This is a genomic window from Yersinia sp. SCPM-O-B-9106 (C-191), assembly GCF_026183365.1.
GTDB lineage: Bacteria > Pseudomonadota > Gammaproteobacteria > Enterobacterales > Enterobacteriaceae > Yersinia > Yersinia rochesterensis.
In genome coordinates, this window is record NZ_CP110791.1 from 3,537,552 (window position 1) to 3,553,836 (window position 16,285).

Here is a 16,285-nt window from a genome sequence, read left to right on the forward strand (position 1 = left end):
CTTAATCCAGTTCATGTTGCTGGCTAATATCAAAATCGTATCTAACCTTGCGTCCCTGCTCCTCATAATCGATAGGGATCATCCGCGTGATATGTACGGCGACCTGAGCACCAGGTTGGACATACACAGCATCAAACATCTGGCCATAACGCGCTTTTACCCAATCAGCGACCTCAGTTGTTCCACCAGATAAGGCTTTACCTAACGCAGCCTGACCGGCATTGCCGGTCAATGAACTGGTGATCGCATTACCATCACTTTTTGTTGTGGTCTGGCTATTTGCCATTGCATCAGATGCCGCGCTGGCACCTGAAAGTGCAAATAATGTCGGTAGATAGGTCGCAGCATTAGATTTACGTTCACCGGAGAGACAGGGAATACCCTGCTCATCAGAAAGCCAGCCGATACTGCCACCGTTGTTGTTGGCTCTGCCATTGCTACCGTCACTGGATCTCACTGACGTCGGCACAGTTCTTACTGTTCCATCAGTAAAGACAAAAGTGATACTGGTGACATCACCACGAACACAAGAGAGAACCCAATCGCCGGTAGCAGTGCCAGAAACAATAGCCCCTTCAATATCAGGTAACTCAATACCATTAGCCGTTAAATTTTCTTTTCCAATGAGTATCTTGAAAGGATAAGGATCCGTGACTTTACCATCGATGGGCACTCGTCCCAGAAGTGCTGTCATACCACGACTGCCAATCAAAGTGGCATTCTGCGGTATGGTGTAAACTGGCAGCTCAGTTTCATCAATGGCTTGCTGGTTCTTGGCTACTCTATCCAGTTCCGCTTTTTGTCGACTGATTTCATTGTCATCCAGATTGCCGAATGCAGTTGGGAATTGGAAACTCCCAGCCCCTGCGGATGTCGTTATATTGGTGGGGTCGATCAGGCTTTTACCATGGCGATCAACTTGTATCCCATCTTGCGGCTCAACCCAGATAGTACCGTTTCCAGGTGATCCCTCGGCTCCATGCTCAATTCCGGAACCAATGGGTAAATTGCTGTGTAGATCAGAACGACCATATTCGCTGTGAGGAAATGGGTTTACTTTGTTTTCCAAGTTTTCAATCAGATGTGCCAGACGTTGTTGTTCATCATGCAGCTTCTGCTGTAGCTGCTCACCGTCTTGTTTTGCTGAACTCAATGCCTGCTGGATGAGATAATCAACATCCTCAGTTGAACCTGTTAGCTTGGTATTCTCTTCAACTAACGCCAAGTTAGTGCGCTCCAGTAAGTCCTGTTTGTTCTGGATCATTTTGATGCGCCCAACCAGTGTTCGCAGTGTGTCTTGTTGTGTATCGCCTTCAATGCCCAGTATTTGCAACTCTTCACTTGTCAGGTCATTAATCGTACTAGATTTGGTAGCATCTGCTGTTGTTCTGCTGACAGAGTTACACGACTTCATACCAATACCTACCGAGCTAAACAGTGCCACTGGTACCAGAATTTTTAATAATGTATTCGACTTAATTTGCATCCGTGCGCTCTCTCAATTTAAGCCATCCAGTTGCTTTTTCTTTAGGCTCAGGCAAAAAAGCAGTATGAGGTTGCCCTTTTATCACCAGATACAATACGGTAGTGTCTTCTGGTGTTCCGGCTGGCCCCAGCCAACGATGCTGGAAAGTGGCACTGTAGAATGTCCCCTGGAGGTCTCGAGGATCGAGCACTACATGACCCGATTGGATATGGGTGATTTTAAGGGCGACCACGTTGTAGCCTTTGACGCCCCAAGCCGCCAATGGGCTTATGGTGACAGGTTCCGACGGTAATAACGTGGTTATAGTCGTTGGTAAACCATGAGCAAGGGTATGGATACCCGCTAGCGGTTCCACCGTACGTAACGGAGCATATAGGTGTTGTGCCGCATAGCGTGTCAAAACAACCGGCACGGGTGTGGCAATAGCCTGCCTAACTGATTGTCGCGATTTTTTATTGCCTGATTCTGGCAAGCTTACTGTAGTTTTATTATCGGCTGTTGCATGAGAAACCTCTCCCTGATAAATCAAACTCACTGGTTCCTGTATTTGCTTACTGGGTGTGGCGCTAACATCCAATAAGATCAGTTCGCCGTTTTCGACATTCTGTAATTGCAGGCGGGTAGTGCTAAATTCAGCACTAGCTCGTAAGTAAACCGCACCACCCGCACTTTGTATCCGCAGCTTGTCATTCAATTCGGAGGGGAAACCTACTCGCACGTTTTTATTCACAAATACAATACGCTCTTGCCCAATACTCAAAGGAATTTGGAGAGGTATACGTTCCCACTTCATTAGTTCTATGGCATTTGCTGTCTGGTGAAAACTGACCATACCCACAATCATCAACAGGAGCTGGCACAGCATCAGGTAATGGCATTTTTTTAATCGCATCAGAATAGTCCTTTCTTCTCGGCAGTTGTCACCGGAGCCGCCTCCAGACGCTGTGGTATATCGGCATAACAATCCAATGCCAGGCCAAAAGGATTTGTTTCAGGGTTTTGGCTCCACCGCACAATCTTTAGGGGATAACGCACCAGCGTTCGTTTGACAGGCTCCGCCAGATAGTACTCATCAGCGACCAGATCCAGGCGTGCAATCCAGCTATCACGGGATTCAACAGTGATACTGTTATCTTTGTAACCTCGGCCTGGCACCTCCGAAACACCACGCACCCTTTCTTTCAGTTCCCCTCTTTCTTTGCGTTGTTTGGCATCGCTATTAAGCCATTCTAGACAACTGGGAGTTAAATACGGAGTCAGTGTGGTAATGCGATATAGATAATCTGTCTCACCATCTTTGGGCCAGGAATTGAGTTGCTGAAAAATATAGAAAGCGAAGCTGTAAACCGTTGGTGGAGGAATTTCCCACCAAGCTCGGGTTGAGCCAGAACGTAAGTCAGGAGGGTTATGAACGATAAGGTTGCGTGGCGATAAAATCCAGCCGGTCAGTGCAATCACCAATAAGACCACTAATACACCGCAGCCACATCGTAGAGTGAAAATATGGTAGTCGCGGGTATTTAAGGCACTTCTATATTTACTCATCCGGTACCTCCGGGAGAGCAATAACTCGTCGGGTGCGACGTAGCGCCCAACGCCGGTTACAATGTACCAGTCGGGCATTACCTATGCTTTGACGACTTAGCCACAGATCAAAGCGCCGATAGAGATAATTTTCTGGTTTACCGCGTTTAAATCGGGACATAAACTTTCCTCCCAGAATGATCACCAACAGCGGCATTAATAGGCTAATGGTCGGAAATGCCAGCCAACCGATAAGGAAAACTACAGGTATGGCTAATATCAAGCCGCCAAAGAAACTGAATAATGCCGTCATAAATAATTCAGGTGTTGTGAATCCCTTGAATACCACCGGTTCGGCATTCAACCTGTCAGGTAAAAAAGTAATAGTCGCCATCTGCCAGCCTTATTATCCCAGCAGAACAGTGGCGGCTTTAGCGGCCAGCCAAATAACGGTTACAACCAGCACCACGCCAACAACAACCAACATGCCGAATTTGGCCCAGGTACTTTTACCGTCCCGAACTTCAGTAAAGGTAGCGATGATGGCATTCGCGACGGCAAGCAATGCGACTGCTGCTAGGATGAGGCCGCCTAAAACAATACCGTCGTTGATATAGCCCGAGATTTGTCCATAGAAAGTCGCGTTAGTCCGGGACTGTGGCCCTTCCACTGTAGGTAATGCCGCCTGAGCGACTGACATACCCGTCATAACATTCAGGTAGATGATTAGCTGGAATAAGGATGTGGTGTTGATAGGAACCGAAAGGGAAATTAGTTTTAATAACATGATATCTTCCTTGAAAAGGGGCATAAAACTTAGCTGGCCAATAAATATAAGGTGATAATAAGCAGCAAAAAAACACGCAGAGAAAAACGGACTAATGTCTGTTCATTAATTTTTCCAACAGCAAATCCTCGGAATACATGAACCAGCCCCCACCCCGCCCATAAAATGAGTACGGCAACCAGCGCACCAATAAATAAAGTATTCAATACACTCGGTTCAACGTTATCGGTTGCAGCTTTAAAAGCACGGGTTTGGGCTTCGTTCATGGTTGGTGTTCTTGGCGATATTGCCCAGAAAATAGCGATACGGAGGGTTGGGCACGGGAGGGAACAAGGTAAAACTCAATACCACTCTTTATGATGCTGATATCTTGCGTTACCCGCAGGTAGTCAAAAAAGAAACGTCCAGATTGTTCATCCTGAGCTGATGCCACGCGGGCGCGATCCAAGCTGTCCTGTATCTGACCAAGTTGATTTATCACGAGTGCCAGCTCATCTTTTTCACCCGCCTGTGCGTTGGGTAGAAAAATAAATAAGCTCCCCACAAGATATAACCCCAATAGGGGAGCTATACGCATATCATCTCCTTGGAATAAGCAAATAGGTGCAGGACGGAGATTGACGAAAAGCGGGTTTGAGTTCAGTAAACAACCAGAAAAGGAGTTTTGAAAATTGATTAGTGGATTGGTGTAAATATGTCAAAAAGCTTATTGAGAATGGTTGTATATGTCACTAATGGCGCAAAAGCCTTCCACTCTAATGGTTGAAAACTGATCCAAGATTTAATCTGCTCTCCTGAATATGGAGAACTTATAATCACTTTTGAGAGTTTTGCGAAAAAGGACTACGATGCTCAGCACTCCAGACTCAGGTCGACAAACATCTGTTTCAGACGACGATTATTATCCTCCAGATCTTTGATTTTTTTATAAAAACATATAGGAAGATTGTGCATAGCATCTTATATTAATCAATGTATTACATGAAACTTTTTATTAACACCATCAAATATCGTTGTTTGTTCTGTTTATGAATTTCTTTTTTGCGCCAAAATAAGCACCAATCACCGCACCAAGTAGATACGGTCCTATCAACAACCAACCCAGTCTAGACTTTACGTTGTCTAAAAATTCATCATTAAAAACACTCACATACCCATCAACATAGGCCCCAATTGAATCAATAAGTAATGCATTGATGAGAAGGTTATTCAAATAACAGAATATCCCGCAGGCAGAAATGACATAAATTAACGAAAATCTTGTAACCTCTGTAGCAGCACACCATATGTATGTGGCCGATAAACAGAGTAAAAAACAAATAAAACTTAATAAATTCATTAAAGATTCGCTTAACACCATCGCTCCCCAAAAACATAACTCTATTTACTATTACACTCATTATGTGAAGGTGATCGAGTAATCACAACAAATGAAATAGCTAGCATTGATTTTTTTTACTAAGCCTACATATCTAGATAGAGGGATTTCCTCTTGAATTTGCAAAGGATAACTATCATGGGTCTCAAGCCAGGTCCGAAACCAGTTGCCCCATCAACAGGGGAACTTGATAAACGCCGACGCGACAATAAAGACACGCCAGGAAATACTGATAAGTTAAAGCCAAGTAAATCAACAAAAAAATAGCACTCGTTCTTGGTGCCATATGATAAAGCCCGCTCAGCGGGCTTCGTCTTCATTAATAAACGTCACGTCAGTAACCTATATTATTGCAGCCCAGATCACGGGGTGCAATAATATAGCCAGGGCTTTTCACTGTTAGCATTACAGGCTTAGCGCGATGCGCTTACAGTCAGCTAGAGTAACGTTCCGTACCAGCTCATCGCCTAGATCTGCAACGTAGCGTTTCAGTGTAGATAGTTTGGGGCCGTTTTCGAATTTTTTAATCTCCACAGCAGAAGGTTATTTAACGCCCAGAGCTGCGGTTAACTACGCCCTCGAAACGGCTAATTCTTCACGCAACTTAGTCAAAGTGATCTCTTGGAGAATCTCAGTAAGACGCGGCTTTCTGGGGAGCGTTTCGCCATCATTTCTTTAAGCGTTGCCATTCTTTTTACCTTCGGTGATTTCAGATGCGAAGCAAACCTGGCTCTGTAATTTTAATCATGCGTTTGTAGAACAATTTCTCGTCCTTGCCAACTTTATGACCTAGATACAAGATGGCCGCCTTTAATTTAAAATATAAATCGAATAATTATCTGCGGACACAGAGACGCTCAACGCAGAATAGTCAATCGTCCTAATGCCAGCTCCAGAACCCTATCAGCAGAGGCAATCGTTTCAGTTCTGTGGGCAAGCAGCAATATAGGTAAATTCAACTGCCGTAAATTCTGGCTCACTAACCTTTCATTTTCTACATCCAAATGACTTGTTGCCTCATCGAGTATCAGCAGCTCGGGGGTTTTATATAAAGCTCGGGCGAGTAATAACCGCTGCTTTTGCCCACCGGATAAGGTTCCCCCCATTTCACCGATTAACGTTTGATATCCCATAGGTAGAATTTCTATATCTTTCCGTATCTGTGCAGAACCGGCACATGCATATATCCTCTCCCAATCACAATGCGGAGCGAAGAACGATATATTATCAGCGATAGTGCCACGGAAAAGTTGATCTTCCTGTAAAACCACACCAATACGGGGTCTGATCTGACGATATTCAGCCTGATAATGAGCAATACCCAGAGTCCGAATTTCTCCAGCGGTTGGTTGATATAAACCTAAAATAAGTTTGGCCACTGTGGTTTTTCCGCTCCCTGATGCTCCTGTTAATGCAACAATCTCCCCAGGCATAATGTTCAGGGAAACGTGAGACAGAATCTCATGTTCGAATTCTCCGTATTGGAAGGTAACATCATCGAAGAGTAATACCGGTTCTTCAGGGGATAGGGGCGCTAAAGGGGAAACTGCAGGAATGGTAGACTGGTTTTCGGCTTCTGTCGGGGCGGTTACCCCTTCGCGTGCTGTTAGCACAATGTCTGCTAACCGCTCGTTATAAATATCCAGCATCCGGTAACTGAATGCTTTGTCGATTAATCCCGTCATACTGACCGAAAAACGGCTTTGGAACGACATATAGGCTACGAGCATACCAACAGAAAATTGCCCAGATAATACGGCTGTGGCCCCAAACCATAATACTGCTACGCCAGTCAAACTCTCAATGACGGTTTGCAGGATGTCATAGACCATCATTAATTTACTTTCGCGTAAATCCGCATTTCGTCGAATAACATTTAAATTGCGCCAGGCTGATTCTCTATGGGCTAACCTCCCATTGACTCGAAGGCTCAGTATACCGTGTAAGCTCTCCAGAAAATGGCTTGATTCTTGGGTACTGGCACTCCAACTGTCTTCTGCTGCTCGGCGTAAAGTGCTAAACCAGGACACCCGTAATAATCCATAAATTAAGGTAGCTCCGAGAGCAATTAATGTCAGTTTAGTGCTATAAAGCAGCATCATAGATAAGGTACCCACGACCAAAATGATATCTAATAAAGCGTCGAGCAGGCTGGTTGTAAGCGTATCTTGTATGGTGTCCACTGAATCAAATTTTGCACTGATATCCCCGAGATTTCTGGTTTCAAACCAAGCCATTGGTAATCGAAGAAGGTGAGAAAAGACATTTGCAGTCCATTGCATATTAAAATTGACCGCCATAGTCATGGTCGCCCATTGCTTGGCCAAACTCAGCAACATTTGCGTGACCAACATGAGTAGCATGGCGATAACAATCAAGGTTAGCAAGCTCGCATCATGGGCAACCAATACTTCATCAATCACCAGTTGATTTATCAGCGGCCCGGTGAGGGCAAGTACCTCTAATGCCAGAGCAAAGCATAATATTCTTGCCAGAGCCGCTTTTAGCCCGTTCGTTTTACCTAGCAAGGTTGTCAGACTGATCTTCCTTCGTATATCTTTTATTTCAAATGTATGCGTAGGGCTCAATTCTAGCGCCACACCTGTAAAATGCCGGCTGACGTCCTGTAGCGTCATAATTAAATGACCCTTGGCCGGATCATGTAATTCAAGTTTTTTACCCTTAACTCTCTTGAGAACCACGAAGTGATTCATATCCCAGTGCAGAATACAGGGCAAAGCTAGTTGACCTATGTCTTCAATTTCAAGACGAACGGCACGCCCCTTGAGATTAAGTTGTTCAGCTTTATCAATTAACTGTGACAACGTCATCCCTAGCGGGGAAATACTAAATTGTAAACGTAACGAAGATAAATCTACCTGAAATCCATACCATCCAGCGATCATAGCCAAACATGCCAGCCCGCATTCCGCCGATTCAGTTTGTCGAATTAAGGGAAATGGTTTACGCCATCCCCAATGTATTTTTCTTTTTATTTCTTGCATCACATTTTACCTTTCACACTCCATAATGGTTCTAACAACCACTCGTATAGCCGCCGTTTGTCCAATTCAACATCTGCTACAACGGTCATACCTACACGTAATGGCTCTTCGCGCCCATAAGCGGTTATCGTTGGTTTATCCAAATTCACAATAATGCGGTAATGCCCTTCATTTTCTTTCCAAACCATCTGATTTTGCGACATCACTTCATGAGAACTGAGGCTGGTATGGGTAATATCCTGCGTTGTGCCATACTGAACCCCGAACTTTTCATAGGGAAAGGAAGCAAAACGTAACCCAACTCGCTGTTGGGGTTTGATGAAACCGATCGATTTACTTGGGGCATAAAGTTCAACCTTAAGTTCGGCTTTATGCGGCACTAGCATTAACATTGGGTCATTGGGTTTAACCGTTTGGCCAACGTTGGCCAACACGACAGCCACGTATCCATCAACTGGAGCGGTAAGTGTCATTTCTGCTTGTGCAGCTAACACCGTTTTTTGCTGATCAATCAGTTGTAACTGGCGGGAGAGTTCTGCATGGCGGCTTTTATTTTGCTGATGCGACTTTTCTAGTTCGGCGTGGGTGCTCGAAAGTTCGCGCTTTAGGCGTAATTGTAGCTGTCGATGATTTTCAACTTTCTCATCGGCTATTGATAACTCAATCCTCCGTTGCAGGAATTCAAGCTGGGATATGTAATGCTTGGTCACCAGTTTTTGATGTTGGACCATCATGGTTCGTAAAAGAGTTACTTGCTGCTGAGCAAAAGTCAGCCCTGAAGATGCACTGCTCAATTCTTCATTAAGCTGTTCTTGCCGCCGACGTAGTTCCGTCTGTTGGATAACATTCGTTATGCCTTCCAGTTCTCGTTGACGTTCCAACATCTGGTATTGCAAAGTGAGTGACAAAATCGTAGCGGCTAATGCACCTTTTCCTTGTTGGTTATAATGTTCCCCACTGATTCGATAGAGTACTTGGCCTGATTTCACTGATTCACCTTCTATCACCTGAAGGTGGGTCACTGCACCGTCACTACGAGTCATAATTTTAATTAGCCCACCTGAAGGCATCACTATCCCTTCCAGACGGGCTTTGCGGGTGTATTCTCCGAAAATAATAAAGGTCGCGAGTGTCGCGATCAAAATTAGACTAACCAAAGAAAATGCGGTCATACTAAGATTAGGTGGGATGAGCACTTCACCTTCCGCTTGGGAAGAATGAAGAGAAACATACCCTTTTCGATAGGGTTTTGAAGGCTGTCCTGTCATTTATCTATCCTTGATAATAATTTATTTTCCTCCTGCTATATTTTTATTTTTGCGGAACAATGTTCTAAAAAACCATGCTAAAAAAACAAAAAATAAACCTACTATCTTATGAAACCCAATAGGGACGATTATAAGCAGAATTATTTTAGCCATATTATCTGGAAAACAAACAACAGAGAAGTCTATTATATCCAGGTATTTCCATATGGAAAATGACAACACCAATGAAACAATCGTGACAAGAAAACCTACGCAGCCAGATGTATTTTCCATGTATATACCAAGGTAACATAGCGTTAGATTAATTAAATGGCATTATTGCAATAATTTTATATTTCATATTAAATCTGAATCTTATTTTAAAGTAATATCGTCAAGATCATGAGCCGTAACCATTAGCGTTTAGCGTTTAAAACATCCACCTGCGATTGCGCCACCCATAGCCCCAAGAGCGACACCCTGGGGCCCTGACCTAACCCCAGCAACCATCCCGCCAGCAACGCCATTGGAGCAGTTTCCCTGACCTAGTCCTCTTCCTACTGCCGCAGTGTTACTAACAAAACCATTAGCCTGCCCACCATAATTAGTTGAAGCACCACGCCCATAACGAGTAGGGGTACTACGCCCATAATTTCCATAATTATTGGGGGGATATGTACTTCCACTTCGTCTCCAACTACCGTATGTTGTACCGCCAGAAATTGATTCTATTTCTTTAGAGGTAAGTTCACATAGACTCATATTAAATTCTCCTTAATAAATACAGGCATATTCCTTGTTGTTACGGCTCACTTTATTTTCTAGCATGTGTTTTATTTTAAGTCTAGCGTTTATTTACCTCATACTAAATATTAAGTATATCGTGCCAACCCACCATATATAAAATAATTAATGTTTTGGGGTGAAATCTATTAAACCCCATTTGAAAATAGAGTTATATTATAATAAATAATTCAGTCTCGAACGAGTGAAAGTCTATTAGGTTAACCACAATGCTTGCCCTCTTTGGTCTACTGTTGGTCGTATTTACAACACAACGAGTCAATATCCATTCTGACGCCGAATTTTTGACAAAAATCAGTGAAATTTATAGCCGGTTCAATCTCAATTAATTCATTATATTACTTTGGAATAAAACCTCACTTCGCACTCATAGATATTTCTTAAACGATCCTATCGTTACCGATACTGCCAATCCCATAAACAAGGCGGCAGGTAGCATGATGACATTTGGATAAATAGAGAATGGCGCTGAAAGGTAGATAACACAGGGGATAAACAGTGCGGGCTTTATCAATCGCTTAGCATGGTGATATAGGAAGCTAGACTCATACCCTGCCCCGTATCGGCGCAAGTCACGGCGTACCATTCCATCAACAATTCCTATCAGAACAACCAAAAAAAATAACGGAATAGACAGTACCAGAATCGTCACCCGCATTATAAAAATCAGCGTTACATACATTGTGGCTATTAGATACTCACTGGCAACCTGCATTAACCAGGCTACAGCAGCATTCAATCCATCAAGTACACCATTACCACTGCTTACCTGGTGTACTGATTGGCTCCAGGCAATAAAGCCACTTTGAACAAATAGGCACTGATAGCTTTGTTCGAGCCAAACACTGACAGTGGCCGCCGGTGCAGACAACAACAAACTACGGGTGAAACCCTCGGAAAAATATTGGTTTTCTGTAATCATGATGGCTCTGCTGTGTTCGGCTCCCTGTTCAGGCCAAAAAAAGGCTATCCCGATGTATTCCACAATCAAACTAAAGAACAGCGAAATAAGTAGCATGCCGATAATTCGCCAAGGTATGTCCCACAATACTGTGGCCAAAAAACCGGGGCGTCTGGTTGAAACAGAGGATTGAACTTGCGGTGGTGAGGGCGCTGTTTGTACCATCAGAAACTCACGGTGTATTGATGTCGGTTGGCCATTAGTGCTCACCAGTTGACGCAGTATCCGACCACCAGGTGTCACCTGTTCGATAATTCTTCTTCATATACTCAACTATCGTTGCCAAGCTTTCCGGCATCAATGGGTCGTTGCTTGTAGAAGGCAATGGCATGCGGATTTTCCACAACTTGCCTCCTTCCAATAGGGCAAATGCTTGGCCTTTGGGCAGGTTAATGATGTTTGCGGGGGTAATCATGGGAATGCGTATTGAGCTCACTCGATCCTGAGTATTGGAAGTGAAATCACTGCCCATCTCAGGGTTAGAAATATCAGTCACACCTGATATCAGAGTTTTTGTATATACCTCAACCTCGGGTAATTGTTTCGTCATTAATTCGGCTGTTTCGGTATGGCGGACACGTAACATAACTAAGCTATTAAAGTTACCCACTACCTGTGCTGCTTTGGCTGCGCTTCCTAGTCGTACTTCAATATCGGGCAATGTTTGAGTGTAAGCAGTCACCTCAATACCGGCACCGCCTCCTTTGTTGATTAGAGGAATGAACTCATCACCCATGAGCTCATTAAATTCATCACAATGTAGGCTGATAGGTATTTTGCTGTCCTTACTTTTCGGGAGGCCATCATTTATACCAAACTTGTAAATATGCCCGGCAACACTAACTAGATCAGCAAACATACTGTTGCCAACGGCGGCGGCAACTTCGGGGTCTGATAAAGCATCCAGACCAATATAAACGATACCCTTCTTACGAATGATTTGCTGCCAGTCAAAAATAGGTCTTGGATCAGTCATATCGGCATAGTTGGGTGAAATCAGCTGTGCAGTTTTCCCTGATGTGAGCTTCTCCAGCAACGGCAGTAAACTCGCGACAATTTTGTCGTAATACTTTTGGTCATAACGTACAGATGAGCGTAATCCATCCAGCACTGGGTCATATATTTGCTTACCCTCGTTGCTGTTCAGTACCTGCTCAATAGCGACAACACGCATTGAGCGCCCTTCCATATGCCGTGGCACATCACGGTCATCCAGAATAGGAAGCAAAGCCTTTATTTGTAACCATAGTGATGGCGCATACTGCGCTAAATAATGCTCAGCATAGGCTTCAAACAAATCACCTATATTATTCACATACCGTTGAATAAGACTGAAATCGGGTCGTTGCCCCAGCGCCACTAATGCACGGGCGATGATATTCACAAAACGCCATGCGAATTCTTTAAACGCTGCACTGTTACCCGCACTACTGAGCTGGCCAGCAACACGGGTTGCAACTTCGGAAATACGGTTAAAGCGCCCAACAGCATTATATCGGGCACTGATTTCCGGCCAACCGAGATGGAAAACCTGAAACTCGTCAGCTCGCCCCGCCCGGTGTGATTCGGCATACATCCGCTTGAGTAGGCCAGCATCCCCTTTCGGGTCAAAGACAATGGTCACGTTGCCTCGTCGGATATCCTGAGTGATAAATAATTCAGCAAGACGTGTTTTACCGACTCGGGTGGTACCTAATACCAACATATGCCCCACTCGTTCCAGCAGGCTCATTGATACATTAATTTCATCTGGCTCAATGCCATGTAGTGCAGGTTTACCGCCTACATCTGGGAGAGGGCGAACAGGGTTAAATACTGACGGGTTCGATAGTAATTTACAGAGTATTGGTAATCGATGTTCAAAACGGTGCTCGAATTGTCGCACGGCTTGATAGATAACCGGAGGATTCACATACTTCGCAACTTCCGGACGCAGGGTATCTAGCAGACGTTGAGTGTGTTTTTGTTGCCATAAAAAACCTTTCCCCAGAAATAGCCGTTGATAACTTACCGGTACTTGGCCGCTGGTCATCACATATCGAGGTAGGCGTCGAATATTACGGCGATAACGTAAAACCAGTATCCCTTCATAGGCACGTTTAAGTGAGTATAGGGCGAAACCTGCAGCAGTCGAGTAACTTACATTGGGGGCCAAGGCTACTGCCCAGGGAGCCACTATGCAGATATAACTGGCACAAGCAGCGACAACCGCCGTATTCAACTCCACTGCGGGACGTAACATCGTTTCAATGACATAGCAGTTACTCATATTGTTTCTTTTTCAGACTATAACGGTGGTAGTGGTAGGCTTTCAGAACAATAAAAAAACAATCCAACCCAATAGACTGAGCAAAAGTACCCATTGAATGTTCCTTTCCCCAATATCCAAAACCAATACTGACATCATTGTTCTATGCCCTTTTCGGTCAACAATACGGGGTAATGAGACAAACCTAATCGCTTAGCCAGATCACTGCCTGAAACGGGTAGAAGCTTTAGCCCATTAGCCTGTTTACTCAGTTCATTCAGCCCACTTTCGCTGGAAACATTAACGACCAGCCCCAAAGCATTCAGTTGTACCAATAAGTTCAGCCGCATCTGTAACCATCTGCGCGATAGCTCATCGTCACCAATAAGAAAAATAGGTGTCATCCCGGGAAGATGCCGCGTTTTAGTATCCACGTGACCCGATGTTAATTCTGGTGTACTGACAGGTAGCATTGCAGTGATTTTCGAAGATGCAATCGGTAGTGACGACATGTTATCTTCTGGAGCAACAGACTGAGATTGGGGATGTTGGCTACTAACGCCAGCAAAGTAAGCCGCTGTAGATTCACCGCCTAAATCTGCCACAACGATAAGTTGTGTTGCCAGACTCGGCATAGGCAAACCTAATATCATTACAAATACTGAATGCGATAATATCGTGCTAAATTTCACTGCATCTCTCCTTGTTGCAGAACTACAGGCATATGTCCCTGGCCATACTTGAGCCACTGCCCTCGGTCATGATTTAGGGTAATCGTTTTGTTTTTCACTCGTTCCGCCGGGATCTTCAACTTCTTAGCCCAAGCACGTACGGTTTCATCTTGCCCTTCACTATTCACCAGATAAATGTCCAGCGGTTGTTGGCTGACTATCAATGAAGTAGTTTTGGTTTCACAAGGAACACAATTCGTTTTTACGAATAATGCCAGCCGTTCTGGGTTAGCTGGGCTGTTGGCAGAATCTGATCGGATAGGCACCACATCAGGAAAAATACGAGCCCATGCAAAGTTGACCGCTCGCTGAAAAGCCAATTCGGCTTCAACACGCTGAAAATCCTGTTTTACCGAGAGTTCTGCAAAATGTAGGCGCTCTTCATTGTTACGCGCTTCAATACCCAGCAATGTGATGGGATCTAAGCCTGGTGATAACACTCCACGTCGTCCATCTTTGAGTTTTTGATAGCGCAGCCATTCCTGGGTCGTGAGCCCCCACTCTTTTGCATTTTTATTAACTGCGATCCCTTCTTGTTCTTCTACTGCAGTGTCGAGCGATTGGTGGTGTTGCTGTTGCGAGAAATCGCGCTGGGTAGTGGATACAGAAGCTGTAGCCAGTGTTGGTAACATGGTTAATAGTAAGAAGATGGCAAGCAAGGTAAGTGTAGGTATTGAAATCGTAGCCAGGATATTGCGGAGTCTTCGGCGTTTGATATCGCCCGTTCTCTCACTCATTCCACCCCCTTTGATTGAATTAGCGTTGTTGCTATGCTGTTAGATGCATGGAAGTCAGTAGATTGGGGGATTTCTTTGATAGCCGGTGGTTGCAAAAAGGTACTTTTAGATAAGTCAGTAGTAGTTTTTTCCGGGGGTAAGCTGAATCCATTTCGTAGTGAATGACAAACAATACGCTGTACCGGATCGATCTCCAATTGCCAGGCTTCACCTGCCAGGATCTGCAATATCTCTCTAATACGCATTGGTCCAAGTTGGTAATGCACCGCCGGTAATAACTGACTGTGGAGAATGCGATTAACCGAAGTGCTGCCGCATAATGCAAATCCTGACTGACGCAGTGCGTATTGCATAGCATCGGCCACTGTCGGAGCCAAAGATGTAGGGATTTGAATATCAACGACTTGATCTAAAGGAGTACGTTGTGCCGCTGAAGGCGAAGTACTTACCAGTAGATAACGGTCGTAACGCACAACTTCTGGTAGCACATTATAAATGTCAGGCTTAACGGGCTGAACATTACTATCGAGCAGAGTTGAAAGAGGATGGAGTGGATCACGTTGCAAAGTTTTGTGTGGTTGGCTACAGCCGATTAGACCCCCAATAGCCAAAAAACAAATAATATAGAAGGTGCGATATAACATATAAAACCTCAGCTAACAGTCTTAGAAACCGCTAACTGTGCAAGCCTTATTGGATACCATCAATGAACAACTAGATTTAAAAAGTTAAAGTTTATCTCGATAGGAGCCTGTTTTTGTTGAGGTGACTTGTAGTTATCTATCTTGAATAGAGACCCCAGCAACCATAACTGGGGAAGGCCTTAAAAAGTCCTCATTTAACTTAGTGGGTTATGCACCTAATGGCGGTAAAAAGCACCCTAACCCTAAACTTATCCTGAGAGGTAAGTGGCTGGAAGCTCTGGGGTTTACTACCGGCCAGCACGTTACTGTCACCCCCGAACACGGCCAGTTGATTATCCGCACCGCGCCCGCCACGGAGGGAACCGTATGAACCTCACCTTTACCCCTGAACCGATCCCAGAGCTGACATTTGCAGGCGGCGCGTTGGCCGCATTGGGATTTACCACCGGCACGCAGTTGCAACTGACACGCCAGCATCGCACCTTATGGCTCACTGTCGTTACCGACGAGGCAACCTGGGAAGCCTTGTGTGAGGCCAGCCAGCAGCGGCAAGATTGGGGGCAGATTGGGGGCGGGAGAACGGCGAGGTGATTATCGGCGGCGACTGGCTCACCGAGTTTGGGATCACTGACGCGGAACAACTGGAGATCACCGCCGCACCCGGGGTGATCCGGTTGCAGCGGCGGGAAGATGGGGTTTGCAGGGCTTAGAAGTAAGACCCCCGGCCAGTTGA

The 16,285-nt window shown here is 44.8% G+C and carries 17 protein-coding genes and 2 pseudogenes; 2 read left to right on the forward strand and 17 right to left on the reverse strand.

Going from position 1 to position 16,285, the window contains the following annotated elements; genetic code table 11:
• Position 1: 1 nt before the first annotated feature.
• From OP863_RS16190 to OP863_RS16270, 17 genes and pseudogenes are all read right to left on the reverse strand, one after another.
• Positions 2-1,486, reverse strand: coding sequence for a TIGR03752 family integrating conjugative element protein (locus OP863_RS16190; protein WP_265525564.1), 1,485 nt, complete (start codon positions 1,484-1,486; stop codon positions 2-4).
• Positions 1,476-2,378, reverse strand: coding sequence for a TIGR03749 family integrating conjugative element protein (locus tag OP863_RS16195; RefSeq protein ID WP_416222814.1), 903 nt, complete (start codon positions 2,376-2,378; stop codon positions 1,476-1,478). The genes OP863_RS16190 and OP863_RS16195 overlap by 11 nt, the downstream gene beginning before the upstream one ends.
• Positions 2,378-3,031 (reverse strand): PFL_4703 family integrating conjugative element protein, encoded by a 654-nt coding sequence (locus OP863_RS16200; protein ID WP_265525565.1) that lies wholly within the window; start codon positions 3,029-3,031, stop codon positions 2,378-2,380. The genes OP863_RS16195 and OP863_RS16200 overlap by 1 nt, the downstream gene beginning before the upstream one ends.
• On the reverse strand, positions 3,024-3,404 hold the full coding sequence (locus OP863_RS16205; protein WP_265525566.1) for a TIGR03750 family conjugal transfer protein: 381 nt from the start codon (positions 3,402-3,404) through the stop codon (positions 3,024-3,026). The genes OP863_RS16200 and OP863_RS16205 overlap by 8 nt, the downstream gene beginning before the upstream one ends.
• 12 nt (positions 3,405-3,416) lie before the next feature.
• Positions 3,417-3,719: a TIGR03745 family integrating conjugative element membrane protein gene (locus OP863_RS16210; protein WP_265526278.1), complete on the reverse strand. Its 303-nt coding sequence runs from the start codon at positions 3,717-3,719 to the stop codon at positions 3,417-3,419.
• A 107-nt stretch (positions 3,720-3,826) separates the two neighbouring features.
• Positions 3,827-4,063, reverse strand: coding sequence for a TIGR03758 family integrating conjugative element protein (locus OP863_RS16215; RefSeq protein ID WP_265525567.1), 237 nt, complete (start codon positions 4,061-4,063; stop codon positions 3,827-3,829).
• Positions 4,060-4,374 carry an RAQPRD family integrative conjugative element protein gene (locus tag OP863_RS16220; protein WP_265525568.1) on the reverse strand — a complete coding sequence of 105 codons (315 nt, stop codon included), beginning with the start codon at positions 4,372-4,374 and terminating at the stop codon, positions 4,060-4,062. Before OP863_RS16220 ends, OP863_RS16215 begins: the two co-directional genes overlap by 4 nt.
• A 426-nt stretch (positions 4,375-4,800) precedes the next feature.
• A complete protein-coding gene (locus tag OP863_RS16225; RefSeq protein ID WP_265525569.1) occupies positions 4,801-5,010 on the reverse strand; it encodes a hypothetical protein in 210 nt (69 codons plus the stop codon).
• A gap of 570 nt (positions 5,011-5,580) precedes the next feature.
• A pseudogene (locus OP863_RS16230) lies at positions 5,581-5,864 on the reverse strand (transcriptional regulator).
• Between the two features lie 168 nt (positions 5,865-6,032).
• The gene (locus OP863_RS16235; RefSeq protein ID WP_265525570.1) at positions 6,033-8,180 is read right to left on the reverse strand and encodes a peptidase domain-containing ABC transporter; all 2,148 of its coding nucleotides are present in this window, start codon (positions 8,178-8,180) and stop codon (positions 6,033-6,035) included.
• Positions 8,180-9,448, reverse strand: a complete 1,269-nt coding sequence (locus tag OP863_RS16240; RefSeq protein ID WP_265525571.1) for an HlyD family secretion protein — start codon at positions 9,446-9,448, stop codon at positions 8,180-8,182. Before OP863_RS16240 ends, OP863_RS16235 begins: the two co-directional genes overlap by 1 nt.
• A gap of 21 nt (positions 9,449-9,469) precedes the next feature.
• Positions 9,470-9,721, reverse strand: a complete 252-nt coding sequence (locus OP863_RS16245; RefSeq protein WP_265525572.1) for a hypothetical protein — start codon at positions 9,719-9,721, stop codon at positions 9,470-9,472.
• Positions 9,722-10,598: 877 nt separating this feature from the next.
• Entirely contained in the window at positions 10,599-11,357 is a 759-nt protein-coding gene (locus tag OP863_RS16250; protein WP_271301887.1) for a TIGR03747 family integrating conjugative element membrane protein, read from the reverse strand.
• A gap of 34 nt (positions 11,358-11,391) precedes the next feature.
• Positions 11,392-13,461: a type IV conjugative transfer system coupling protein TraD gene (gene traD, locus OP863_RS16255; RefSeq protein ID WP_265525573.1), complete on the reverse strand. Its 2,070-nt coding sequence runs from the start codon at positions 13,459-13,461 to the stop codon at positions 11,392-11,394.
• Positions 13,462-13,595: 134 nt separating this feature from the next.
• A complete protein-coding gene (locus OP863_RS16260) occupies positions 13,596-14,093 on the reverse strand; it encodes an integrating conjugative element protein (RefSeq protein ID WP_265526282.1) in 498 nt (165 codons plus the stop codon).
• Between the two features lie 35 nt (positions 14,094-14,128).
• Entirely contained in the window at positions 14,129-14,803 is a 675-nt protein-coding gene (locus OP863_RS16265) for a TIGR03759 family integrating conjugative element protein (protein WP_322740190.1), read from the reverse strand.
• Positions 14,804-14,904: 101 nt separating this feature from the next.
• Positions 14,905-15,552 carry a PilL N-terminal domain-containing protein gene (locus OP863_RS16270; RefSeq protein WP_265525575.1) on the reverse strand — a complete coding sequence of 216 codons (648 nt, stop codon included), beginning with the start codon at positions 15,550-15,552 and terminating at the stop codon, positions 14,905-14,907.
• A 202-nt stretch (positions 15,553-15,754) separates the two neighbouring features.
• On the opposite strand from OP863_RS16270, the gene OP863_RS16275 reads away from it, so the two are divergent.
• Together OP863_RS16275 and OP863_RS16280 are read left to right on the forward strand one after the other, a co-directional pair.
• Positions 15,755-15,922, forward strand: a complete 168-nt coding sequence (locus OP863_RS16275; protein ID WP_416222815.1) for a SymE family type I addiction module toxin — start codon at positions 15,755-15,757, stop codon at positions 15,920-15,922.
• A pseudogene (locus OP863_RS16280) lies at positions 15,919-16,262 on the forward strand (hypothetical protein). Before OP863_RS16275 ends, OP863_RS16280 begins: the two are co-directional and overlap by 4 nt.
• The last annotated feature ends 23 nt before the right edge of the window (positions 16,263-16,285 follow it).

Bases quoted from the DNA above. Each gene is read 5' to 3' on its own strand.
- OP863_RS16190 (WP_265525564.1), bottom strand. From the start codon at position 1,486: ATGCAAATTAAGTCGAATACATTATTAAAAATTCTGGTACCAGTGGCA.
- OP863_RS16195 (WP_416222814.1), bottom strand. From the start codon at position 2,378: ATGCGATTAAAAAAATGCCATTACCTGATGCTGTGCCAGCTCCTGTTG.
- OP863_RS16200 (WP_265525565.1), bottom strand. From the start codon at position 3,031: ATGAGTAAATATAGAAGTGCCTTAAATACCCGCGACTACCATATTTTC.
- OP863_RS16205 (WP_265525566.1), bottom strand. From the start codon at position 3,404: ATGGCGACTATTACTTTTTTACCTGACAGGTTGAATGCCGAACCGGTG.
- OP863_RS16210 (WP_265526278.1), bottom strand. From the start codon at position 3,719: ATGACGGGTATGTCAGTCGCTCAGGCGGCATTACCTACAGTGGAAGGG.
- OP863_RS16215 (WP_265525567.1), bottom strand. From the start codon at position 4,063: ATGAACGAAGCCCAAACCCGTGCTTTTAAAGCTGCAACCGATAACGTT.
- OP863_RS16220 (WP_265525568.1), bottom strand. From the start codon at position 4,374: ATGCGTATAGCTCCCCTATTGGGGTTATATCTTGTGGGGAGCTTATTT.
- OP863_RS16235 (WP_265525570.1), bottom strand. From the start codon at position 8,180: ATGCAAGAAATAAAAAGAAAAATACATTGGGGATGGCGTAAACCATTT.
- OP863_RS16240 (WP_265525571.1), bottom strand. From the start codon at position 9,448: ATGACAGGACAGCCTTCAAAACCCTATCGAAAAGGGTATGTTTCTCTT.
- OP863_RS16245 (WP_265525572.1), bottom strand. From the start codon at position 9,721: ATGGAAAATACATCTGGCTGCGTAGGTTTTCTTGTCACGATTGTTTCA.
- OP863_RS16250 (WP_271301887.1), bottom strand. From the start codon at position 11,357: ATGGTACAAACAGCGCCCTCACCACCGCAAGTTCAATCCTCTGTTTCA.
- traD (WP_265525573.1), bottom strand. From the start codon at position 13,461: ATGAGTAACTGCTATGTCATTGAAACGATGTTACGTCCCGCAGTGGAG.
- OP863_RS16260 (WP_265526282.1), bottom strand. From the start codon at position 14,093: ATGATATTAGGTTTGCCTATGCCGAGTCTGGCAACACAACTTATCGTT.
- OP863_RS16265 (WP_322740190.1), bottom strand. From the start codon at position 14,803: ATGTTACCAACACTGGCTACAGCTTCTGTATCCACTACCCAGCGCGAT.
- OP863_RS16270 (WP_265525575.1), bottom strand. From the start codon at position 15,552: ATGTTATATCGCACCTTCTATATTATTTGTTTTTTGGCTATTGGGGGT.